The 22,062-nt window shown below is 69.8% G+C and carries 26 protein-coding genes and 1 pseudogene; 20 read left to right on the forward strand and 7 right to left on the reverse strand.

Features of this window, described 5'->3' with window-relative positions; genetic code table 11:
• Positions 1–166: 166 nt before the first annotated feature.
• From ACFVVA_RS19795 to ACFVVA_RS19810, 4 genes and pseudogenes are all read left to right on the forward strand, one after another.
• Complete coding sequence (locus ACFVVA_RS19795; protein WP_387691146.1) at positions 167–976, forward strand: SigB/SigF/SigG family RNA polymerase sigma factor; 810 nt, start codon at positions 167–169, stop codon at positions 974–976.
• A gap of 109 nt (positions 977–1,085) precedes the next feature.
• A pseudogene (locus ACFVVA_RS19800) lies at positions 1,086–1,578 on the forward strand (thiamine pyrophosphate-binding protein); the annotation flags it as partial.
• A 222-nt stretch (positions 1,579–1,800) separates the two neighbouring features.
• Positions 1,801–2,220: a hypothetical protein gene (locus ACFVVA_RS19805; RefSeq protein ID WP_387691148.1), complete on the forward strand. Its 420-nt coding sequence runs from the start codon at positions 1,801–1,803 to the stop codon at positions 2,218–2,220.
• Positions 2,221–2,910: 690 nt separating this feature from the next.
• Positions 2,911–3,234, forward strand: coding sequence for a hypothetical protein (locus ACFVVA_RS19810; protein WP_387691150.1), 324 nt, complete (start codon positions 2,911–2,913; stop codon positions 3,232–3,234).
• Between the two features lie 78 nt (positions 3,235–3,312).
• Here the strand turns inward: ACFVVA_RS19810 and ACFVVA_RS19815 are convergent, their stop codons facing one another.
• Complete coding sequence (locus ACFVVA_RS19815) at positions 3,313–3,606, reverse strand: helix-turn-helix transcriptional regulator (protein WP_387691152.1); 294 nt, start codon at positions 3,604–3,606, stop codon at positions 3,313–3,315.
• Positions 3,607–3,768: 162 nt separating this feature from the next.
• Between ACFVVA_RS19815 and ACFVVA_RS19820 the strand changes: the two genes are divergently transcribed.
• The 6 genes from ACFVVA_RS19820 to ACFVVA_RS19845 all read left to right on the forward strand — a co-directional run bounded on the left by ACFVVA_RS19820 (position 3,769) and on the right by ACFVVA_RS19845 (position 7,616).
• A complete protein-coding gene (locus ACFVVA_RS19820) occupies positions 3,769–4,065 on the forward strand; it encodes a hypothetical protein (RefSeq protein ID WP_387691153.1) in 297 nt (98 codons plus the stop codon).
• Positions 4,066–4,196: 131 nt separating this feature from the next.
• A complete protein-coding gene (locus ACFVVA_RS19825; protein WP_387691155.1) occupies positions 4,197–4,655 on the forward strand; it encodes an SRPBCC family protein in 459 nt (152 codons plus the stop codon).
• 183 nt (positions 4,656–4,838) lie between these two features.
• On the forward strand, positions 4,839–5,411 hold the full coding sequence (locus tag ACFVVA_RS19830; protein WP_387691157.1) for a DJ-1/PfpI/YhbO family deglycase/protease: 573 nt from the start codon (positions 4,839–4,841) through the stop codon (positions 5,409–5,411).
• A gap of 138 nt (positions 5,412–5,549) precedes the next feature.
• Positions 5,550–6,110 (forward strand): hemerythrin domain-containing protein, encoded by a 561-nt coding sequence (locus tag ACFVVA_RS19835; RefSeq protein ID WP_387691158.1) that lies wholly within the window; start codon positions 5,550–5,552, stop codon positions 6,108–6,110.
• A gap of 208 nt (positions 6,111–6,318) precedes the next feature.
• Complete coding sequence (locus ACFVVA_RS19840) at positions 6,319–6,624, forward strand: hypothetical protein (RefSeq protein ID WP_387691160.1); 306 nt, start codon at positions 6,319–6,321, stop codon at positions 6,622–6,624.
• A complete protein-coding gene (locus ACFVVA_RS19845; RefSeq protein ID WP_387691162.1) occupies positions 6,621–7,616 on the forward strand; it encodes an iron-containing redox enzyme family protein in 996 nt (331 codons plus the stop codon). Before ACFVVA_RS19840 ends, ACFVVA_RS19845 begins: the two co-directional genes overlap by 4 nt.
• A gap of 47 nt (positions 7,617–7,663) precedes the next feature.
• Here the strand turns inward: ACFVVA_RS19845 and ACFVVA_RS19850 are convergent, their stop codons facing one another.
• The gene (locus ACFVVA_RS19850) at positions 7,664–8,002 is read right to left on the reverse strand and encodes a Rieske (2Fe-2S) protein (protein ID WP_387691163.1); all 339 of its coding nucleotides are present in this window, start codon (positions 8,000–8,002) and stop codon (positions 7,664–7,666) included.
• A 146-nt stretch (positions 8,003–8,148) separates the two neighbouring features.
• A complete protein-coding gene (gltX, locus tag ACFVVA_RS19855) occupies positions 8,149–9,510 on the reverse strand; it encodes a glutamate--tRNA ligase (RefSeq protein WP_387691165.1) in 1,362 nt (453 codons plus the stop codon).
• A gap of 330 nt (positions 9,511–9,840) precedes the next feature.
• On the opposite strand from gltX, the gene ACFVVA_RS19860 reads away from it, so the two are divergent.
• The gene (locus ACFVVA_RS19860) at positions 9,841–10,170 is read left to right on the forward strand and encodes a GNAT family N-acetyltransferase (protein WP_387691239.1); all 330 of its coding nucleotides are present in this window, start codon (positions 9,841–9,843) and stop codon (positions 10,168–10,170) included.
• Positions 10,171–10,386: 216 nt separating this feature from the next.
• Positions 10,387–11,289 (forward strand): hypothetical protein, encoded by a 903-nt coding sequence (locus tag ACFVVA_RS19865; RefSeq protein WP_387691166.1) that lies wholly within the window; start codon positions 10,387–10,389, stop codon positions 11,287–11,289.
• Between the two features lie 150 nt (positions 11,290–11,439).
• On the opposite strand, the gene ACFVVA_RS19870 is transcribed toward ACFVVA_RS19865, so the two are convergent.
• The 4 genes from ACFVVA_RS19870 to ACFVVA_RS19885 form a co-directional block, all read right to left on the reverse strand.
• Positions 11,440–12,627 (reverse strand): cytochrome P450, encoded by a 1,188-nt coding sequence (locus tag ACFVVA_RS19870; RefSeq protein ID WP_387691168.1) that lies wholly within the window; start codon positions 12,625–12,627, stop codon positions 11,440–11,442.
• Between the two features lie 8 nt (positions 12,628–12,635).
• A complete protein-coding gene (locus ACFVVA_RS19875) occupies positions 12,636–13,883 on the reverse strand; it encodes an MAB_1171c family putative transporter (protein ID WP_387691170.1) in 1,248 nt (415 codons plus the stop codon).
• Between the two features lie 19 nt (positions 13,884–13,902).
• Complete coding sequence (locus tag ACFVVA_RS19880; protein ID WP_387691172.1) at positions 13,903–14,400, reverse strand: ImmA/IrrE family metallo-endopeptidase; 498 nt, start codon at positions 14,398–14,400, stop codon at positions 13,903–13,905.
• 398 nt (positions 14,401–14,798) lie between these two features.
• Complete coding sequence (locus ACFVVA_RS19885) at positions 14,799–15,224, reverse strand: helix-turn-helix domain-containing protein (RefSeq protein ID WP_387691174.1); 426 nt, start codon at positions 15,222–15,224, stop codon at positions 14,799–14,801.
• Positions 15,225–15,521: 297 nt separating this feature from the next.
• Here ACFVVA_RS19885 and ACFVVA_RS19890 point away from each other — a divergent pair, with 297 nt between their 5' ends.
• The 8 genes from ACFVVA_RS19890 (at position 15,522) to mobC (ending at position 21,979) form a co-directional block, all read left to right on the forward strand.
• On the forward strand, positions 15,522–16,343 hold the full coding sequence (locus ACFVVA_RS19890; RefSeq protein WP_387691175.1) for an IclR family transcriptional regulator C-terminal domain-containing protein: 822 nt from the start codon (positions 15,522–15,524) through the stop codon (positions 16,341–16,343).
• Positions 16,344–17,096: 753 nt separating this feature from the next.
• On the forward strand, positions 17,097–17,465 hold the full coding sequence (locus ACFVVA_RS19895) for a hypothetical protein (RefSeq protein WP_387691177.1): 369 nt from the start codon (positions 17,097–17,099) through the stop codon (positions 17,463–17,465).
• Between the two features lie 2 nt (positions 17,466–17,467).
• The gene (locus ACFVVA_RS19900; RefSeq protein WP_387691179.1) at positions 17,468–18,433 is read left to right on the forward strand and encodes a hypothetical protein; all 966 of its coding nucleotides are present in this window, start codon (positions 17,468–17,470) and stop codon (positions 18,431–18,433) included.
• The gene (locus ACFVVA_RS19905; protein ID WP_387691181.1) at positions 18,433–19,134 is read left to right on the forward strand and encodes an ATP-binding protein; all 702 of its coding nucleotides are present in this window, start codon (positions 18,433–18,435) and stop codon (positions 19,132–19,134) included. The genes ACFVVA_RS19900 and ACFVVA_RS19905 overlap by 1 nt, the downstream gene beginning before the upstream one ends.
• Positions 19,135–19,228: 94 nt before the next feature.
• Entirely contained in the window at positions 19,229–19,789 is a 561-nt protein-coding gene (locus ACFVVA_RS19910) for a WhiB family transcriptional regulator (protein WP_387691183.1), read from the forward strand.
• 32 nt (positions 19,790–19,821) lie between these two features.
• The gene (locus ACFVVA_RS19915; protein WP_387691185.1) at positions 19,822–20,982 is read left to right on the forward strand and encodes a DUF2637 domain-containing protein; all 1,161 of its coding nucleotides are present in this window, start codon (positions 19,822–19,824) and stop codon (positions 20,980–20,982) included.
• Between the two features lie 53 nt (positions 20,983–21,035).
• Complete coding sequence (locus ACFVVA_RS19920; protein WP_387691187.1) at positions 21,036–21,266, forward strand: hypothetical protein; 231 nt, start codon at positions 21,036–21,038, stop codon at positions 21,264–21,266.
• 266 nt (positions 21,267–21,532) lie between these two features.
• On the forward strand, positions 21,533–21,979 hold the full coding sequence (gene mobC, locus ACFVVA_RS19925) for a plasmid mobilization relaxosome protein MobC (protein WP_387691189.1): 447 nt from the start codon (positions 21,533–21,535) through the stop codon (positions 21,977–21,979).
• Positions 21,980–22,062 lie beyond the last annotated feature (83 nt).

Genomic DNA, 22,062 nt, shown 5'->3' on the forward strand with positions numbered 1-22,062 from the left:
ACAAACCCGCGACGTGTGAGGATTCGCGCGCACGGGTCCAGGGGGTCCACCCGATGCCAGGAGAAGTCCAGTGTCCATCCGCTTGGGAAAACCCCACCATGCCGACACGACCCCGGACCCGTCACTCGATCTGCCGGCGAGACCGACTCCGGCCGAGTGCCGGGCGATGGGGAAGTACGAGGCGCGGGAGCTGAGCGACGCGTTGTTCGAGCGGTTGGCCGGGCTGGCCCGGGAGACCTACGCCTACAGTTACGTGCGCGGCACGATCATCGAGTTGAACATGCCACTGGTGCGGTTCATCGCGGCCCGCTTCCGGCACCGTGCCGAGGACATGGAGGACATCCTCCAGGTCGGCACGATCGGCCTGATCAAGGCCGTCGACGGCTACGACCCGAAGCGAGGGGTCGTGTTCGTCACCTATGCCATCCCCACGATCACCGGGGAGATCAAACGGTTCTTCCGCGACACCTCCTGGCCGGTTCGGGTCCCGCGCAGCACTCAGGAGCTCTACCTCTGCGTCGCCCGCGGCTCCGACCGCCTGGAACAGGAACTCGGCCGCCTCCCGCAGCCCGAGGAGATCGCCGAGGACCTGCACCTCACCGTCGAACAGGCCACCGAGGGGATCGTGGCGGGCCGCGTCTACCGCCCCAACTCCCTGGACGCCCTGCGCGACCAGGACACCGACGAGAGCGGCAGCGCCCTGCTCGACCACCTCGGCGGCTGCGACCCCGGCATCGAACTCGCCGACTTCCGCACCGCGGTGCGCCCCCTGCTGGCCCGGCTGTCCGAACGCGAGCAGACCGTCCTCAAACTCCGCTTCTGGGACGGCTGGACGCAGGCCCGGATAGCGGAGCGCATCGGCGTCTCCCAGATGCACGTCTCCCGGCTGCTGAGTACCACGTTGGCCTGGCTGCGGGAGGAACTGGAGGACCGGGACGCGCCAGGCTGGACCGACGCACCGGAGGAACCGGAGTGACTCTCCCGCCGTGGGGCGTTTCCGGCCCCTGCAGCGGTCAGCCGCGTTGCGGGGGGCGCTGTAAAGGACGTGAAGGAGGAGCACCCTTTCCCCGAAGGTTTCCGACCAGATCCTGGAACGACTGCGCGACTGGGACGTCGAGTACGTCTTCGGCTACCCCGGTGACGGCATCAACGGGCTCCTCGCGGCCTGGGACCAGGCCGACAACCGCCTGGTCTTCGTCCAGGTCCGGCATGAGATGGCCGCCTTCGAGGCCGTCGGCTACGCCAAGTTCTTCGGGCGAACCGGCGTGTGCGCCCGGCGACGTCCGGCCCGGGCGCGATGCACCTGCTCAACGGGCTGTACGACGCCAAGCCGGACCATGTTCCGGTGGTCGCGATCGTCGGGCAGACCGACCGGAGCGCGATGGGGGCTCCTACCAGCAGGAGGTCGACCTGCTCAGCCTGTCAAGGATGTCGCCGCCGGGTACTGCCAGATAGTGACCGTCCCCGAGCAGCCGCCCAACGTCCTGGACCGGGCGATGCGCACCGCCAGCGCACGGTGACCGTGGTGATCGTGCCCCCCACGTCCAGGAGCTCGACTACAGCCCGCCGGAGCACGCCCGCCTTCAAGACAGTGGACGATCGTGCCGGAGCGGGGCAAGCTGCGCCGCCGAGGATGAAGGCGAGCATGCTCCTGATGGTTCAGTGGGTTCTCGGCAGCTGCGTGTGCCCCTTCGGGCCCGGTGCACACGGGATTCCGGGCCGGGAGCGGAGGTGGTGCCGTCCCCTGGGGCGGGTTCCGGCGTGACGGTTGTGCGGACCTCGACCGGGTAGGCGCGTGGCATGAAGGACACCGGACGATCGGCGGACGGCCCGCTCGGCGACGACGCGGAAGCGTTGGACCTGTGCGATCACTGCGGCGAGGCCGTGGCGAGGGCCGACTTGGTCAGCGTGCTGGTGCCGGACTCCTCCGCTCTGCACAGGAGCGATCCGGCGCTCGACGGCCGGCGGGTGCTCAGGGCGTGCTCGGCCGAGCACCTGACGGCCCTGATCGACCGGTACCGTCGCCGCCCCTTCATCCCCGAGGAGCAGTGGGCCGGCAAGGTGTGCCGGACACTCGCCGGCCGCGAAGGGCCGGTTCCGCTGGGCCTGGTCGCCCGGCTGAGCGGCCTGTCGGTCCAGGAGGCGGTCCAGGGCGTCGAATGGCACAACGCCCGCGCACGGGAGTGGCGGGCACAGTACGGCGATCCGGGCTGCGCGTGAGCTGCGGGGCGGGCCCCATGGGGGCGACGGCCACGACGGGTGTTCAGCGCCGCAGGAGGCGTTCAGCGGCCTGCACGGGATACCCCCGGCTGTCCGGTGGGTAGTGAGGGTGGACAGGGCGGGCAACCGGCCTCGGCCGTCCGTTCGTTGACGCGGATCGGGTGACCGCCGGCGGCGAGAGCAGCGTCGGTGGAGCAGATCAGGGTGACCCGTGCGGACGGAGCGCTGAGCACCCGGTCGGCCGTCGTCACCAACGTGGGAGATGGCATCCGGCAGCCGCAGCCCTCGTGCGGACTGTGCGGGCAGCCGACCCAGACGTCGAGCGGCCCAGCAATGTTTCGCGGCCCGGACGGCCTCCACCCCTGGGCGCGTACGGGTTCTCCGGGGTACGCCGTGCTCCTGCGGGTTGCCGCCGCACGGGCGTCAAACGGGCGCCGGAGCACGGGGCGGGGATCGTCGAGCCGGCGCTCAAGCGGCGTGAGGGAACGTGGTGCCCGGTACCCGTCGGCGGGTCCCGATTCAAGTTGCCGGTGGACGCGGTGTCGTCCGGGTGGGGCAGCGGACCGGAGTGCCGCGGTGCGTACTGGTGGGGAACGGGGCAGGGTGGTGCGGACCCGATCTATCGTGGGCCGGCCGGTGCCAGGCGCCGGGGCCCCGCCCTCCTGAGGTGGCACAGTGTCCGGTGAACCGGTGGAGACGTTCATCGCGGTTCGTCCGCGTGCGCAGGTTGCCGCGAGCGCGGACGAACTGGCCAGGCGCTGTGCCGGGGCGGTGGCTGTGGCGGACGCCGGGGGCCTCGCGGTCTACCGGTGGGCGCTGGATCCCGTGGGGCCGGCGCCGGTGACCGGCCGCGTCCTGGATGGCCCTCCGGCCGATGTCGACCTCGCGGTGGAGGAGCGTGCGGCGATCGAGCTCTGGCGCGACCGTGACCGCCCGGGTCCCGAGCGAGCCCGCGCGGAGGGAGCGGCCCATGCCCTGGGCTGGATTCTCGGCTTCGCGCCGATCTGTCGCTGACTGCGGCCTGACGTCCTGCCCCGCCGGGATCAGGTCCGGTTACTCTCCGCTGTTGCGCGGATTCAAGGATGGGCGGCCTCAGCGCAGGAGGGTGGCGAGGAGCTCGGCGATGGTGGGGCCGGCGTCGGCAGGGTGACGCAGCTGCTTGCTGGTGATGACGCTGTAGTGGTTGGAGCGGCCGCGACGCTCGTGGGTGAGGTACCCGGCCTGTTCGAGGTCGACGATGATGCGTTGGACGGCGCGTTCGGTGAGCAGGCAGCTGGCGGCGATGTCACGCACGCGGATGCCCGGGTCACGGGCAATCTGGACCAGCACGCGGGCGTGGTTGGTCAGGAAGGTCCATTGGTGCTCGGTCGTCGTGCTGTTGTCCATTCCTCCACGATAGGACCGCTGTTTCACGGCCACCGAAGCATGACAGTGGATTCGTGCAATGGTTGACATGTCTGGCGGACGGGCGAAGAGTGGAGGAGCCGCGAAGCTGGCGAACGCACCGCGGCGGGCCTTCGCGAGCAGGCCCTGGATCTGTGGCGGGACTTGGAACACATCGCCTCCGTACGACCGGAGCGGGACATCGCCGAGGGTGCCGTCGGCGTGTCCGTGCCGTCGAACCCCCGGCCCGAAAAGTGGACCGTGCTGCGCTGTCTGACGTCGGAGACCGTCCAGGTCGGTGATGTCCTCGTGTGCGCATTCATCGGCGACATGATCCTGGACAGCGAGCCCGTCGCGGCCCGGGCACTCACCGCCGCACTCGGGCGGCGTCCCGTCCACGCCACCGTCGAGGACGCCCTTCGACACCGACTGCCGCACACGGCGTACCCCGCCCCGCGGTGACCACTGTCCGCCGTCGTCCGTGCCCGCGTTCCGACGGGCGACCACCGGGACAGATGGTTGGGCCGGTACCGAAGGGGCAGGCGCACGGTACGGCCGGGACGGCCCTGGCCTAACCGTGAGAGGAGTTTCGGATGAGCATGGTGAAGGAGTCCGTGGACGTGGCCGTGCCCCTGCACACCGCCTACAACCAGTGGACGCAGTTCGAGGAGTTCCCGCGCTTCATGGAGGGCGTCGACTCGGTGACCCAACTGGACGACCGCCACAACCACTGGCGGACCAGCATCGGCGGTGTCACCCGCGAGTTCGACACCGAGATCGTCGACCAGAAGCCCGACGAGCGGATCGCCTGGCGGACCGTGGACGGCGAGGTGGACCAGAAGGGCGTGGTGAGCTTCCAACAGATCGACCAGGGGCACACCCGGGTCGCCATGGCCATCGACTTCCGGCCCGAGGGCATGGTGGAGAAGACCGCCGACGTCACGGGAATGGTCGACCGCCGCGTGAAGGGGGACCTGAAGCGGTTCAAGGAGTACATCGAGGAACGCGGCAGGGAGGAAGGCGGTTGGCGCGGCCGGATCAGTCCGGGCTGAATCCGCTGTCGACCATCCGCGCCACCGGCCGCCAGGGACACCCCTCGGCGGCCGGTCGACGTCCGCGGCCATGCCGGATCAGGAACGATCGGCCCGGTATGGCCGGCGTGCGGCGGGTACCCGCCGTGCTCGGGGTACGCGTTCGCGCACCCGACCGAGGAATCCCGCCGACCAGGAGGAGACATGACCCAGCACGGCAAGGTCCTGGCGATCGTGACGAACTACGGCGTCGAACAGGACGAACTGCTCGTGCCCGTACGGCACCTGCGCGAGAACGGCGTCCATGTCGACATCGCCGCCCCCGAACGGAACGAGATCCGCACCCTGGTCGGGGACAAGGATCCAGGCAAGACGGTCCAACCGACGCTCACCCTCGACGAGATCGACGCCGCCGGCTACGACCTGCTGCTCATCCCGGGCGGCACCATCAATGCGGACACCCTCAGACTTCATCAGGCGGCCGTCGATACGGTGCTCGCCTTCACCACCGCCGGACGGCCCGTCGCCGCCATCTGCCACGGCCCGTGGCTGCTGGCCGAAGCGGGCGTGGCCTACGGTAAGCAGCTCACGTCCTACCCGTCCCTGCGCACCGACCTGGCCAACGCCGGCGCCACCTGGACCGACGAACCGCTGGTCACGGACGACGCCGACAACTGGCGGCTGGTGACTTCACGCAACCCCGGCGACCTCGAACACTTCCTCCGGGGCATCGACACCGCGCTGCGCACCCAGGTCGGGGCCGCCGACGTGCACTGAGTCACGGACGACCGTTTGGCTCCGGGGATCCCGGGGACACGCAGGGGCGGCGGAAGTCCGCCATGGAGACGGGCCTTCGCCGCACCGGCGGCGAGCTGGCCGCCGCACCCGGCAAGGACGCAGAACGGAGCATCTGCCGTGTACCACGACGAAGACCTGCTGGAGCAGCTGACCGCCGACCACCGGTCCGTGCTGGTCCACTTCAGCGAACTCAGCGGCATACCCAGTGGGGACCCGCAGCGCAAGGACCTGGCCGACCTCGTGATCGATCAACTGGTTCGCCACACCCGGGCGGAGGAGCAGCACCTCTATCCGCTCGCCCGCGACCGGCTGCCCGACGGGCCGGTCGTGGTGGAACGCGAACTCGCCGACCATCGGGCGGTGGAGGCGTTGTTGGAGGAGCTCCGCCCGACCCACGTCACCTCGCCCCGCTTCGACCGGCTGGTCGCCCGGCTGGTCGAGGAGGTCACCCGGCATGCCGGCGAGGAGGAGGCGCGGCTCTTCCCGGCCGTGAGGGCAGTCGCGAGCGAGGCCGAACTCTGCGACCTCGCGGTCAGGGCACGGGAGACCAAGGAGTCCTCGACCGGCCGGCCCCGTCACCAGCCGCCCACCGCACGTCCGGCGGACCGCCTGCCGCCCCCCGAGCGCTCGGCCTCCGAGCGGATGCGGGACTTCCTGACTTCGGGTGGTCCGCACTGACCCCTTGAGGGCCCGAGGACGCCGCGAAGGCCGCACGGGCCCTCCTTCACCGCAAGGAACCCCGGGCGGCTGCCTCGGCGGGCGCAATCCCGCCGACAGCTGCCTGCCGGCCGTCCGGCTCCGGATGGGGCCGGGGCGTTAGCGGCCGCCGATCCGGGGTAGCCGCAGCGGCGGATCTCGGGGGACGGCGTTGTGAGGAGACGGACGAATGGACGGGCGTGAGCGGGTGGAACTGCGCGGGATCGAGCGCGTGCTGCGTGGTGACCACGTGCTGCAGCTGCGGCTGCGCCTCCTCGGGCTCTGTCTGCGCGGCCGGGCTTGGGACGTGTTGCGCGGCGTGCGGCCAAGGATCGTCCTGGCACTTGCGCTGCTGTCGTTGGGCCTGCTCGCGGCAGGCCTGGGAACGTCCGAGGCACCGTTTCTGTGGATCTTCACGGGCTGCTGGGCCCTGACCCTGACCATCGCCTTCGCGGTGCTCTGTGCCTGTGCCGACGGCCGCCGGGAGGAAGAATGAGCGTGCTGCCCGCGCCGCGCGGTCCGCTTTCGGCGGCGGTGCTCGCCCTGCTCACCTCCGGACCGCCCGGTGCCGGCCGTCAGCTCACGCCGCCCGGCCCGTTCGACGAGCCGTGGGGCGAGGACCATCAGCTGGCCCTGCACCTGTGCTACGAACTCCACGGCCGGGGGCTGCCCGGGGTGTCGGACGGCTGGGAGTGGGATAGTGAAATTCTAAGATTCCGAGGAGAGTTGGAGCACCCGTTCCTGGCCGTGGTGCGCGCGGAGGCGGAGCCTGTGCCGCCCTTGCGGGAGGCGCTGGAAACACTGCTCGCGGAGCCGTCCGACGGTACCGGGCCCTCGCACTTCCTGCTCGCCGAGGGTGAGCGCCGGCACGCTCGTGAGTACCTGGTGCACCGGTCGGTCTACCACCTCAAGGAGGCGGACCCGCAGCTGTGGATGCTGCCGCGGATCCACGGGCCCGCACAGGCGGTGCTGATGACGATCCTCTACGACGAGTACGGCGCCGGACGGCCGGAACGGGCCCACGCCCTGTTGTTCGCCCGGATGATGGCGGCATTCGGCCTCGACCCCGGCTACGGGCGCTACCTGGACCTCGTGCCGGCGCCGACCCTGGCCGTGGTCAACCTGATGACGCTCTTCGGCCTGCACCGGGCGCTGCGCGGCGCGGCCGTCGGGCACTTCGCCACCGTGGAGGTCACCTCATCGCCCGGCTCCGCCCGGCTGGCGGCGGCGCTGGAACGGCTTGGCGGCGGCCCGGACGGCACTCTCTTCTACCGCGAGCACATCGAGGCGGATGCCGTTCACGAGCAGTTGGTGCGTCGCGGGGTCATCGAGGAACTGGTAGCCGCTGAGCCGGAGTTCGCCCGGGACGTGGCGTTCGGTGTCGCTGCGGCCGGGGTGGTCGACGGACGCTTCGCGGACCATCTGCTCGGCCACTGGCGGGTCGGACGCAACTCGCTGCGCTCCCCGCTGCCGGACGGTACGGGCTGAGCCGGGACCGCCAGGGACCGCGTGCGCGCTCCGGCCCGGAGGGACGGTCAGTCGGCTGCGGGGAGCCGGATCTCCAGGTGTCCGGAGAGCACCCGGGTCTCCAGTACCGGCTGGGGTGCGGTGGCCGGGCCGTGCACGACTTCGCCGTCCCGGAGCCGGAACGTGCTGCCGTGCCACGGGCAGCGCAGGCAGCCCTCCATGAGGGTGCCCTCGGACAGCGGCCCGGACAGGTGGGCGCAGTGCTCGGCCAGTGCGTGGCAGTGCTCGCCCTCGCGGACTACGGGCGACGGCCAGTTCGCCGGCCGTCGCCCGTACGGGCTTCCCGTCCGGGAAGGCCTCGACGGGGCCGAGGGCGAGGCTTGCGGCCTCGCCAAACCGGTGTGCATCGGGAAACTCTCCGCTGCCGTCGGCTATCGCGGAGGAGGGCTCGTGGCCCAGCAGTTCATGAACGTCAAGGAGACTGCGGAGTTTTGAACATGTCGGTTGATCAGGCGGGCACACCGGACCTCCAAGATCCCCGACAGAGTCAAGCTCAGACCAGCTCGGCCAGCGCCTTGTCCAGGCGCACCAGGCTCCGCTCGCGACCGAGCACCTCCAGCGACTCGAACAGCGGCAGGCCCACCGTCCGCCCGGTCACCGCCACCCGGACAGGCGCCTGGGCCTTGCCCAGCTTCAAACCGAAGACGGCCGCCGTCTCCTCCAGAACCGCCTTGAGCGAGGCCGCGTCCCACTGAGTCTCGGCCAAGCGGCGCCGCGCCTCCCGAAGGAGGTCCGCCGACCCCTCCTTCATCGCCTTCGCCCACGATGCCTCGTCGCGCACCGGCTCGTCCAGGAACAGAAAGTCGACGTACGCGGTGATCTCCGACAGCATCGAGATCCGCGTCTGCGCCTGTTCGGCCACAGCGGCGAACTGCGCCGGGTCGAACGCCTCCGCCGGCCACGGAGCCCGAGGCGCGGACAGCCACGGCGCGCACGCCGCCACGAACCCGTCCACCGGCAGAGCCCGCAGGTACTCCCCGTTGAACGAGGCCAGCTTTTTCACGTCGAAGAACGCCGAGGAGCCGTTCACGTCCTCCACCCGGAACAGCTCTTCCAGCTCGGTGTACGGACGGATCTCGACGTCGTCCTTCGGCCCCCAGCCCAGCAGCATCAGGTAGTTGACCATCGCCTCCGGCAGGTAGCCCTCGGCCAGGTAGTCCTCCAGCGCCACCTTGTCGCGCCGCTTGGAGAGCTTCTGCCGCTTCTCGTTCACGATGACCGGCAGGTGCGCCCACACCGGCGGCTCGGCGCCCAGGGCTGCCCACAGCAGCTGCTGCTTGGGGGTGTTCGAGAGGTGTTCCTCACCGCGGATCACCTGGGTGATCCCCTCGTCGAGGTCGTCGACCACGTTGGCCAGCAGGAACACCGGGCTGCCGTCGCCCCTGGCGATCACGAAGTCCTCGATCGCCGCGTTGGGGAATTCCGGGTTGCCGCGGATCAGGTCGACCACCACGGTGACCCCCTCATCCGGCGTGCGGAACCGAAGGGCCCGGCCGGCCTCGAAGCCCAGGCCCCGTTGGCGGCAGAACCCGTCGTAGCCGAGCTGCTGGGAACCGGTGCGCTCGGTCACCTGCTCGCGCGTGCAGTCGCAGTAGTACGCGAGGCCGGCCTCGTACAGCTCGGCGGCGGCCCCGCGGTGCCGGGACTCGTTCTCGGACTGGAAGTAGGGGCCTTCGAACGCCGGGTCCGCCTTCGAGATGCCGATGGACGCGAGCGCGCTGATGATCCCGTCGGTCCACTCCTCGCGGTTGCGCGCCGCGTCAGTGTCTTCGATCCGCAGGACGAACTTGCCGCCGCGCTGTCGTGCCGTCGCCCAGTTGTACAGCGCTGAGCGGGCGCCACCGACGTGGAACATGCCGGTAGGACTCGGAGCGAAGCGGACGCGGACAGACGAAGAGGCAACAGTCATGCGAATACGGTAGCGGCGTGGGTGGGTTCGAGTTGCCGTTCACGGTGATCGATGTTGACCTGACAGTGGACAGGGACGGCGTCCCGGGCGTCCAAAGGCGTATCGGAAGGCCACCCGATCGAAGGACCAGTCGATGTGGACGTACGGAGAGCGACAGGCAGGGATGCGCTGTCGATAGCCCGCTTCCGTGCGGAGATGATCAAGGCGCCTCCGGCAGGCCGATGGTTCGAGGATCTCACCGCCTACCTGACGGACGGGCTCACCCGCACCGAGGACATGGCCGGATTCATCGTGGACGGGCCAGCCGGCCACCTCGTCTCCGCCGCACTAGGGAGCATCTACCGAGCGCCCCCCGGGCCGACGTACAGCGGCCGGACCGGGTACGTGCATCTTGTCCTGACGACACAGGGTCACCGTCGCAAGGGGAACGGTGGAGCTGTCACGGCCAGCCTCCTCGCCTGGTTCTGGGACCAGGGCTGTGGGCTGGTCAGCCTCAACACAAGCACGGACGGCGCACGGCTGTACCATTCGCTCGGCTTCGAGACGAACACTCGCTCCATGAGGCTCTTCGGACCAGGAGCTGGGCGAGGCCATGACGGTATCTGAGGCTGCCAAGGTTGTTACGCCGCAACACCGTTATCTGTGATGGACATCGCTCACGGCGATTCGCAGCTATCAGCGGCATCCTGTGCTACGTTCCGTGGTCCCAATCGAACACAGAAACCCCCGACGGTGCTGTCACACCATGTGTCGGGGGCCTGGCAAGAGGAGCTGTCACTCCCGATGCTCGTACATCGTAGCGCCCACGCGCGAAACTTCACCGTGCTGCCCAACGCGGTCCTGCAGGACCGGCGGCTGAGCCTTGCCGCACGTGGCCTTCTCGCCGATCTTCTGTCCCGCCCCGAGCGCTGGCGCGAGGACGCCCGGCAGATCGCGGACTCCAGCACCGACAGCCGCGCGGCGGTGCGCAAGGCCCTCCGGGAGCTGATCGAGGCCGGGTACTACCGGGTCGAGAGGAACCGGATGCCCGACGGCACGATCCGCAGCGAGGCCCACGTCTACGACACCCCGCAGATACCCGGCCTGCGGGAGGCCCGGGAGCTGCTGGAGGCGGTAAACCTGCAGGCGGAGCCGAGTGTGCCCCATCCGGCGTCCGGTCCTTCGAGCTCCGGTGATGCTGGCGTCCATCTTGTAAAGAACCTGGTCAAAGAACCCTCCCTCCCCGCCCCTGAGATAGTCCCACCGAAGACCTCGGCCGAGCCTCGGCCAGAGGCCGCGGGAGGGCAGGAGGGAAACTCGGTCGAGGACCTGGACGGCCCGCTGCGGGCGGCGGCGCACACCCTGCAGCAGGCGCTGGACGGCCAGCGGCGTCTGCGCCTGGGCGAGGCGGAGATGGTGGACCTGGCACCGCTGGTGGCGGAGTGGCTCGCGGCGGGCAGTGGTCCGGCTGAGCTGGCATCGGCGCTGCTGTCCGGCCTGCCGGAGACGATCCACTCGCCGGTCGGCGTGGCCCGGAGCCGGTTGCTGCGCAAGCGCCCGATGAGTCCGGCGCCGGCAGAGCGCACCAGAACGGCTAACCGGATGCACGAGTGCGACGAGTGCCGCGACCCGGTGTCCCGTCCCGGCCTGTGCCGAGGTGTGTCTCCTCGGCGGGACGGCTCGAATCGCGGTGCCGAGGTGACGGCTCGGGGGATGGCGAAGGTCAGGGCAGCGATGGGTCGTTGACCCCTTCCGGCGCCGCTCGGCCGCGGTCGGCCGGACACGGGGCAGGGCAGCGTGTTCGGCGGCTGTCGGGGCACGTGCGTCGTCGTCGGGCAGGGTCGGCTGTCGGGAGCCGGGTGCGGCCGGTTGCCGGGGCATCTACCCCGGCCATGCCTACAGCTGCACCGGCAGGGCTTCGAGGCCGCGGACCAGCCGAGACCGCCGCCAAACGAGTTGGTCGGAGGGGATGGCCAGCTGAAGGTTCGGGGCGTGCTCCAGGAGGACGCCGAGCACGATCTCGATCTCCGCACGGGCGAGCGGGGCGCCGAGGCAGCGGTGGATCCCGTGGCCGAAGGCGAGGTGGGCGGAGGCATCCGCACGGCCGAGGTCAAGTCGGTCGGGGTCGGCGAACCGGGAGGGGTCGCGGTTGGCCGACCCCGGGCACACGAAGACCGGGCTGCCGGCGGGCACGGCGGTGCCGTCGAGGTCCACCTCGTCGGGCGCCCACCGCCACGTCGCGATGCTGACCGGGGAGTCGTACCGGAGCAGCTCGTCGAGGGCGCCCCGGATGCGGCGCGGGCTGGCTCGCAGGCGCTCCAGCTCGGCAGGGTGCTGGAGCAGCGCGAGTACGGCGTTGCCGATGGCCGCGGTGGTGGTCTCATGTCCGGCGACCAGCAGCAGCACGGCGAGGGAGAGCAGCTCGTCCTCGCTGAGGCGGCCGGCGTCGTCGTCGTGGACCGCGGTCAGGTCGGAGAGCAGCGAGTGGTCCGGGCAGGCGCGCTTGCTGCCGATCAGCTCCGCCATGTAGGTGGCCAAGGCGTGGGAGGCGTCGTCGATTCGCTGGTGGTCGCCGCTGGCGAACAGGGCGGTTGACCAGGAGCGAACCGAGGTGCGGTCGACCGGGGGGACACCGAGGAGTTGGCAGATGACGGCGACCGGCAACGGGCCGGCCAGCTCCTCGACGAGGTCGACCTCGCTACCGGGTTCCCATAGCCCGATGATCTGCTCGGCGAGGGAGCGGATGTACGGGCGAAGGTCGGCGGCCCTGGCCGGGGTGAACGCTCTGGTCACCAGCCGCCGGAGCCGGGTGTGCTCCGGCGGGTCGACGCTGAGCATGGTGCGGGCGACCGCCGGATGCAGGGACCGGTCGGACGGCCTGCCGGCGAAGTAGGCCTCGGTGTCCTTTGACAGCACCGGGGCGGTGAACGCCTGCCTCGCGGCGTCGTAGCCGGTGACGACGGTGGCGGCGGTGGCACCGCTGCCCAATGGCACCTGCAGGACCGGGGAGGTTGCGCGCAGGGCGGCGTAGGTGGGGTAGCGGTCAGCGAGGAACGCCGGGTCGGTGAAGGGGGAGGAAACCATGGGCGATCCTATGCCGCTTCAAATGCCGTCCGCCGCTGGGCGGCCACAGCGGCGCGGACGATGTCGTTGGCCATGTACTGCTGGGAGACCGAGCGTAGCCACAGAGCCTCGGCGCGAAGGCTTCCTGCCCGGACGGACTCGCCGGTTGCCTGCGGAGCCGGGTCGGCCTGGGGCCGGGCGCCGGCGCGGGCGGCCTCGATTGCCGCGGCGAGGATCGCGGCCTCGACGATGGCGGCACCGGTCTCGGTACCGCTCTGCCCTCGGTGGGCGACGGCGTCGGCGGCCAGCTGCTCGACCGCACGGGACCGGTGGGCGTCCAGATCGAGGATGCCGTCGCAGACCTCGACGACCCTGCGGTGCAGGACGAGGTCGGACTCGGCGGACCCGCCGATCGTCTTCAGAACGACGCTGGGGGAGACCTCGGTCAGGTCATGCCACAGCGGCAACAGATCGGCGGCTGTCTTCCGTTCCCAACGGCGGCGAAGGAACTGGGTCACCGGCCACAGGACGGCCGGGAGGGTCAGGCCGATCGTGATGAGCAGAACGCTGACGGCCGGCGCGGTGACGGTGAACCCGCAGTCCACCGGCGTGACCAGGCTCGTGCACCGGGATCCGTCGGGAAGCACTTCCCAATCGAACAGGGCCGCAACGGTGTTGAAGGTCTTGTAGGCGGCGTAGGTGAGGGCGAAGAGACAGCCCAGGGCCGTCATGCGCAGGCCGATTCGCTGGCTGGTGCGGGTCGAGGCCTTGGAGCGCCTCCATGTCTGGGTGAGGCAGTCGTAGACCGCGTATCCGAGGTAGGCGATGTATGCCACGGAGTAGACGTGCAGGGACGTGGGCAGCGTTCTGAGCCCGCCCCGCTGCTCGACGGCGCTCCACACCAAGCTGGAAGGGGTGATCGCGAAGGCTGCAGCCATGATCGCGACGGCCAGGGCCAGGAGCCGCACCCGCTGGCGAACTCGGCGACGAGCGTCGGCAGCGGAGTAGTTGAGGTAGACGAGGAGCGCGGAGACGCTGGCTGCCGCCGACAGGGTCGCGGAGTTGCTCACGAGCCGGGGGAAGTCGAGCGCCACGGCGGAGTCTGCCAGGGCCCGGACCGATGGTTGGTACGCGCTGAAGGCTACGGCGAAGCACGCGAGAAGGGCGGACAGGCTCAGGGTGCCGGGGGGACGCCTGCCCGGGCGTCGTTTGAACGCCCAATAGAACGACGCGGCGAGCAACAGCAGGGGCATGCCACCGAAGATGGCGCTGATCATTTGGTGAGTTCCTTGCAAATCAGGCGAAGAGCGCGTCCCAGCGCTCATCGGCTGCGCTGGGGCGGGAAGGGGGCAGTACGGCCCCGCGGTACATGAGCTGAAGCATCAGGGTGGCCGTCGTCTCGGCCTCGGCTTCCTCCTCGGTCTCATATGAGGTGCGAGCGGAGACCCCGAGGACGCTCCAGTCCATCAGGTCGGCGAGGTCGTCGTCCGACATGACGTCGATGAGGTCGAGTTCGCCCTTGTGGTCGCAGACGATGTGAGCGAGTTCGTGGGCGATGATCTGCCGCTGGTGAAGTGGCGAAGCATTCTTCTCGTAATAGATGACCTCGCGGTCGGCGTACCTCTTCCGCAGTCCGCAGGAAAAAGTGCCTCTCATGTCGATGGCCTCGCAGACGATCTTCCGTCCGACTGCTGTGGCGACCGCATCGATCAGCTCTGCCTCGCCGAACCGGTGAGGCAGAGACAGGCGCCCGAGGCGTTTTTCACAGGCATCCCGCAGTGAACTGGCATGCACGATCCCTCCCAAAAAAGATCAAGGAATCCACTGTCGGTACGGCACGGGGAGCCCTTGCCGTAGTAGCTGGATGATCGTAATCAGAGAGCTGAAGATCGTTTCCCAGTTGATCTTGATGTCTGTGATCAAGAGGCGCTAAAAGTGGTTAGGGTGGGCTTACCGGTCGCTACGGAGTGTGCCCGCCACAAACCGACCATCCGCGCTGTTTCCGGATGGTGGGGTCGGTGGGGCGGTTGGCCCATCACTGAAAGTGAAGATATCCACGGGTGTCGCAAGCCGAGAGTGACCTGCATCTCAATCGTGGATTGACGGCGCTGGGGGGGCATATTTTGCCCGCCAATGCATCTATGCGCATAGATGCAGTTCAAAAATAAACAGCATGAGGGGTGTCGGGATTCTCATGCGGGGGGGATGGGCGGCAGGCCCTCGGACTCCCTGGCCATGTCGAGCATGTCGAGGATGCGCCCCATGTTCTTCGCGCTGAGGCCTTGGCTGCGCAGTGCGATCGACTGGATCCCGGAGTCCTTCATGGCGGCGGCCAAGTCTCGCTGGGCGAACATCCGCTCGGGGTCTTCGTCGCTGACCCAGTAGGTCGGGGGGACGTCGAAGAAGGTGGAGAGGGCTCGAAGGGTGTTGATCGTGGGATTGGCCTTGGTGCCTCGGCGGAGCTGTTTGATGGTGCTCTCGCCGATGTCGGTGCCGGCGGCGACCTCGGCGACGGAGTACGGGCCGCGGTTCCGCGGGTGGCGGTGCTCGAAGAGGTAGGTCAGTCGCGCGGCGATCTGAGGCAGCCCGCTCTGGTCCTTGTCTGCCTGCTGGGCCATCGCAGCACCTCCCGTGTGTTAGATCGTCCCGGGACGGCACTTTAGTGCCTACTGGTGCGCCGATGCACATCCCAAGGGGCGATCTAGTGCCCCCTGGGGGGCGCTTTGGTGTACGTTGATCACGCCAAAAGGGGCACTAAAGTGCCGATGCCCTGATGGGGGCGCTCGTGTGCACCTGCCGTGAGGCTGGGTGAATCACGCCGGCCAGCCATTGGGGCCGGACGGTTCTCCTCGACTGCCCACGCGAAGGCCCCTGCGCCTCCGCATCGCCACCAGCCGTCTTCGAGTAGGAACTGCATGATGAGCCAGGACCAGCACAGCGGCATCGACTCCGCGCGCCCCGCGCGCTCAAGCCATGCCCGGGTCTTCGCCCTCCAGGACGCCTTCACGCAGCTGCCCGGCGGCGACCAGCGTGTACTCGACCTCGCCGCCGCCACCGGGATGCCGGACTCCACCGTGCACCGCATCCTTCAGTCGGGCGTGCCCGGCGGCGCCTTCGGCCAGGTCCGCCGCGGTAAGTACCGGCCGGGGCCGACCATTATCAAGGCGGCCATCCACGCCATGGCGCACGTGCCGGGCGCCGCGACGACCCAGGGGATCTTGGCCGACCTCCACGAGCGCACCGGTGCCGCCGCCCTGCTCTTCGCCCTCGCCCCGTTCGGCGGCCTGCGGCGGCTGTGCACCGACTATGCCTGGGGGCAGATGGACCCGGGCGAACTCGGAGTCTTCGCCCATCCTCTGGTCACACACTCGCGGTCCCTGCGCACGGGGGCGAGCGGGAGGGTGATCCTCGCGAATCTCCCTGCGCCGCTGCAGCAGCTCGTCTTTGACGAGGAACTGCCCGACGACGCCGCGCCCGGAGCCCTGAGGGACGACCGAGCCCTCGCAGCGTCGCTCGTCGAGATCCGGCGCAGCGGGTATGCCGTCGGACGCGAGGAGGTGGTGCCCGGATGGGAAGCAGTTGCGGCCCCAGTCATGTGGGCGGACGTGGCCGTCGGCTCCGTGGTGCTCGCCAAGCCGGCTGGTGAGCTGTCCGACCTGGGCCGGCTGATCGGGCACACCTGCCGTGCGGCCCGGATGCTGAGCGAGTACGCCTCATGCCCTGCTCCCGCGGCCTGAGGGGTAGCCGGGATTTCGGATGAGCACTGCCAGGCCGCGGGGTGGCTGCCACCCCGGGCCCGCCGCCTGCCGGGCGCGGGCCGCGCAGGGGTCCGCCGGGTTGGGGGCACGGTCCCCATTCACTGCCCGGCTGACGGCTCCGGAGTTCGGCGGTCCCGGGCCTTCCGCGAGTTTTCCGCTCGAACCTTCTCCTTTTCGAGGCGTAGGAGTGGGGAAAGTTGCCGATTCAGGCAAGGCGGTCATATTTTTTATTTCCGGCAAGGTGCCCAGGCTCCTTGCCGATTGCTCTTTCGGAGCCTTGGGAGTCTCGGCTTTCATTCGGACTGGTCGCGAGGTCGGAAGGGCTGGTCGCTAGTCGGTGGTCAGTCGGATCGCGAGGCCGGGGCTCAGATGAGACCCGTTCTTGATCATGCTCGCGCCACGCTTCATTTGTCCATTTCCCGCCCGGCAGGAAATGGGGCCAATGAGTCCATGATCATTTCCCGCGTGACGGGAAATCGGATTTCTATCCGCGTAGATCCACCGAATTCGTTGACGAATTCCCGGCGGCAAACATAGAGTAACTCCTGCGCCACGGAAATATGCGCGGCTGAAGATTGCCGTAGCAACCCGATGGCCGAAACGCGACGTGGCGCCCAGGAGCTGGAACTCCCGGGCGCCACGTGATGCCCGTGCTCTTCGCACGGCAAAACCAGTGCGCCAGCTTGCTGTAGGAGGCTCGGCCGGCGCCACTTGCGCAGGAGGAAGTGTTACATGTTCGCGACCCCAGGTACAGCCCCACGCACAGAGGGGGCCGAGACGGGTCTCAACGCTGGCGTTGTCCTGGGCGGGGCCACCCGGATCTCCGAGGGCACCGCCCGGGCGATCGAGAGCAGCGTCCGCGCCGTCGCGCCGGCCGTGACGGTCGTGCGCGTCAGCGTCTCCGAGGCCGACCATCTCTGGCTGGCCCGGGCCTACGACGCCGACGGCGCCAACGTCCCGCTGCCGCAGCAGCACGAGGAAGCCGTCGCCCGGTGGATCGCCGTTGACCAGCCGCAGCGCGACTGGCAGCTCCAGCATGACCTCGACCTGGCCACCGGCCACCTCACCGTCGCCGGCGCCCAGACGACGGCGGGTTACTGACCATGGCCACGCACGACGGGCGCATCCGCACCCACAAGCCCGAGATGAGCCGCGACCCGAAGCTCGCCGAGGTCTCCCTGTCCGCCGAGCGGACCTTCATCTACCTGCTCAACTACGTGGACGACAAGGGCCGCCACCTCGACGACGCCGGGATCGTCCGCGGCCTGATCTGGAAGCGCAAGCGCTCCTGGGACGGAGGCGTCCACACCTCCGACCGTGTCGAGGACGACCTGCGACAGCTCGCCGAAGCCGACCTGGTGTGCCGGTACCTCAACCCGGCCGACCAAGGCGAGGAACTGCTGCACGTCATCAACTTCAACAAACACCAGCGAATCGACAGGCCCAGCGCGAGCCGCCTGGCGCCGTGCCCCCTGCACCAGACCCAGGAAGCCGACATCGACGCTCCGGTCCCGGTCAAGCGGAGCCGGACGAAGCCTCAGGAGCAGCCCGAACCGCGCCCCACGGACACCTCCGAGACCACCGGCCGGAGCAACTCCGAGAGCGGAGACCTCGACCACCAGGACCCCGGTGCCGCGGACTCCACGACACCCTCCACGAACGGATCCAGGATCACGGATCCTGGATCTACCCCTCCGGGGGGCGGCTATGCCGCGCCCGCCCAGTCCGACACGGCGCAGGAGCCTTCGGCTGAGCAGGCCATCGCAATGCACCCGCACACCACCGGAGCCAGTGCCCTGCTGGCCGAGTACGTCCGGACCTGCCCGCAGCAGCCCAGCGAGCGGTTCCGCGGTCACCTCGGCCGGGAGATCAAGGCGCTGCTGGCTGTCTACGGGCCGGAACAGGTCCGTGCTGGCCTGCGGCTGTTCGCGGCGAACCCCAAGGGCCCCAGTGCCCTGGAGTCCTTCGTGCAGGAGGCGTTGACCTCCCGCGGTACCCGTCCGGGAAGCACGTACCGGGCGTGGACGAACCCGGCCGCCGGGGCCGCCGCCTACGCCGGGGAGCTGTGATGGCCGGCCGAGATCCTCGCCGTGTTGGCGCCGGCCTGCAGGGCCTGGTGGAGCGATTCAGCCGACTGGGCGTGGACCCTGCCGTGATCGGCCAGCCCGAGCAGCATCCGGTGCCGCAGCCGGTCCGGGACGCGCTGGAACTGGCGGCCAGCCGCATCCCGCCGCTGTATCAGGACGCGGTGGCCGACGACCCCCAGGTCCTCGCCTGGGTTGAGCACGTCAAGCAGGCTGCCCGTCGAGGCCCGGAAGGACAGCTTGGCATCGCCCGAGCCCGCTCCCTGCTCCTGCTCGGGGAGACCGGTACCGGCAAGACGCACCAGGCCTACGGGGCGATCCGGGCGCTGCTCGGCGCGGGCGTCCGGCTGCGCTGGCAGGCGATCACCTCGGTGACTCTCTACGCGATGATGCGTCCGCGTCCCGGCGCCGACCCGGAGCGCGAGATGCGCGAACTGGAGCGTGTGCCCCTGCTGTTGCTGGACGACCTCGGGGCCGGCCGCGCGAGCGAGTTCACCGAGGAGACGTTGTACCGGTTGATCAACCACCGGTACGAGCAGCAGCTGCCGACGTTCATCACCAGTAACATCACCCCGGCCGAACTCTCTGGCCTGCTCGGCGACCGCACCGCCAGCCGCCTGCGCCAGATGTGCCACAAGGCCATCCTCGACGGTCCCGACCGACGCTGGGCCCCTCTCCCCTTCTGACATTCCCGCGATCCCGTGCGGGGCTGGCCGAGCCGCCCCCGGGAGACGCCCTGCCCACGCGCCTGCCACCACGGCGCGACGGAGACACCCCCGAATGAACACCATCACCGAACTCGAAGCCGCCCACGAGCAGCTCGACCGCGGCTGCCCCCGTTGGCGCCTCAAGGCCGCCTGCGCCGGGACCCCGGACCCCGACATCTTCTTCGCCGACCGCCGCACCGCCGCCCACCGCGACGCCCTCACGCTCTGCCTGCAGTGCCCGGTGCGCCGCGAGTGCCTCACCGACGCCATCGAATGCGGGGTCCAGGACGGTGTCCGCGGAGGCCGGACCGAAGAACAGCTCCGCCAGATCGTAGCCTTCAGGGACGGCCGGCAGGTCGATCTCGGCCGGGTGCGCGCGACCCTGTTCGGTACTCACCGGCCGCGGCTGACCGAGGCCGAGAAGAAGTCCATGGTTCGTGTCGCTCTCGGTGCCGGGATTCCGCGCGACACCTGGGCCGCCCTGCTGGGCATCGGCTACAAGGCCGCCACCGCGCGCCAGCGCCAGGCCCGTACGCAGCTCGACGTCATCCCGGCGTCCATGCGACGCGAGGAGATCGCCCTCGCAGAAGAGTTGCGGAACACTACGGTGCCCACGCTGGCGGTGGCCGCGTGACCCAAGGCCGCCCAAAGGTTTCCCGATGGGACATGGCCGCCATCGCGGCGCTCGGTGCGACCGGCTTCGGCCTCTCGTACGACGCACTCCAGCAGATGGCTCAGGCGATCCATGTCCGAGGAAACCTCAGCTACGCGTGGCCGGTGGTCGTCGACGGGTTCATCGCCTACGGAGTGCGCGCTCTCGTCCTGCTGCGCGAAGCGCCCTGGACCGCCCGGGCCTACGCCTGGTCCCTCTTCGCCGGCGCCACCGGCACCAGCGTCTGGGCCAACGCCCTGCACGCGATCCGCCTGAACGAACAGACGGCAGGCACCCTCGGAGACCTGCACCTCGGAGACCTCGCCGTCGGGTCCTTGAGCACGATCGCCCCGATCGCGCTCGCCGGTGCGGTCCACCTCGGCATCATCGTCACCCGCCACGAGACAGCCCAGGACAGCCTCGGTGACGGCCTCCAGACTGCGGACCCGTCCCCGGGAACTGTCCTGCTGAGCCGAGACGCGATCTCCGAACGCGAGCCCTCACTCGACAAACTGATGGTGGCTGACCGAGAAGCCCCCTCGCTCACCACGTCCCGCACAAGCAGAGCGGAACTCACGGTCGGAACCCAGACGGAGGACCGGAGGAGCGTTGACGAGAAACTGGCCGCCTACCGTCAGGGCTCGCGGTGGCGAGCCCGATTTGCTGCACGTATTCTGCGCCGAAGCCAGGACAGCTCCGGCGGTCCGGAGGGTGGTGGTCCGTCGGCCCGTCCCGGAGGTCCGGAGGGTGGTGGTCCGTCCGTCCGTCCCGGTGCTCCGGAGGGTGGTGGTCCGTCCGTCCGTCCCGGTGCTCCGGAGGGTGGTGGTCCGTCGGCCGGTCCCGGCGGTCCGGAGGGTGGTGGTCCGTCCGTCCGTCCCGGTGCTCCGGAGGGTGGTGGCCCGTCGGCCGGTCCCGGCGGTCCGGAGGGTGGTGGTCCGGGTGGTGGTTCGTCCGAGCGTCCCGGTGGTCCGTCCGCCCACCCGGGCGGTCCGGGCAACGACTTGGACCCGGAACTTCTGAAGGCTGGCCGCCGGGCTGCTGCAGAGGCCGGGCGGATCACCCGCAAGGTCGTTGGCGATGGAATCCGCAGCCAGGGGCTCACCGTGTCGAACGACCGGATCCCGGAGATCCTGGCCGCTCTACGGACCGATAAGCCACCGCCACCGCGCCGGTGACCGCGAGCTCTCCCGTCTCTTTCGTCTCTCAACTCACCCAACGGAGCTTCCACATGAGCACCACCGTGCTGGCGGACCGGAACCTCGTCGCCGACTTCATGGCCGTTCTGGTTCGTCACCACCACATCAGCAGTGCCCAACTGCTGGGCAACGGCCGGTGGGAGGTCCGCCGGTCCGCCGACGGACCGGTCGAGCCCCTCAGCGGCGAGCAGGCGGAGAAGTTGGTCATGGACCACTTGATCTCCGAGTTCGCCGCCCGCGGCCTGGCCAGCGGCGACTTCTGACCGACCGTACTCCCGGCCCGCGGCGTCGACGGAGCCCTACCTCCGTCCGCCGCCAACCGCTCTGGAACCCGGGCGCGTTGCCACCTACGGCGGAGCGAGCTATCCCCGTGGAGTGTCCTATCGGACACTCCACGGGCTCGCCCCCGCCCGAGCGGCCGGGGGAAGAGCCGAGAGCCGAGGCCGAGCGGGGGCGCTCGACCGCGACACTCGGCTCGCCGCAGCCAGGGGGCAGCGGCGGGCACAACAACCGACAGGAACAGCCCGAGATGACCGTCGCCGAGCCCGTCGCCGACCCCGACGAGCCGAACGCAGCACGCCGCCCGCGTCGCCGCTTCCACGACCCACAGCAGCGCCAACGCTTCCTGACGATCCGCGTGAGCACCGACGAGCAAGCCCTGATCCGCAGCGCCGCCACCGAACGCGCCGAGACCGTCGCCCGCTTCGTCGCGAGCGCCGCACTCACTGCCGCGTCCCACCCCGATGCCGCCCGCAACCCAGACGATCAGCTCGACCGTGCGATCGACGAACTCGCCGCCGCGCGCCGGCAGACCGCCCGCGTCGGCAACAACGTCAACCAGATCGCCAGAGAGCTGAACGCCGGCGGTCTCCCGCACCCGACGGACCTGGTCGCCGCGCTGAGCGCGGTCCGCCGTGCCGTCGCCACCGTCGACTCCACGGCGGCCGGTCTCCTCAAGCAGCGGAAGACGCACTGATACCCAACATCACCCGCGGGGACCGGACGTACCGTCTCCTGTCCTACCTCTACGGCCCTGGGCGCAAGGACGAGCACACCGAC

The sequence above is a fragment of the Kitasatospora sp. NPDC058048 genome (genome assembly GCF_042885555.1).
Taxonomy (GTDB): Bacteria; Actinomycetota; Actinomycetes; order Streptomycetales; family Streptomycetaceae; genus Kitasatospora; species Kitasatospora lactacystinica.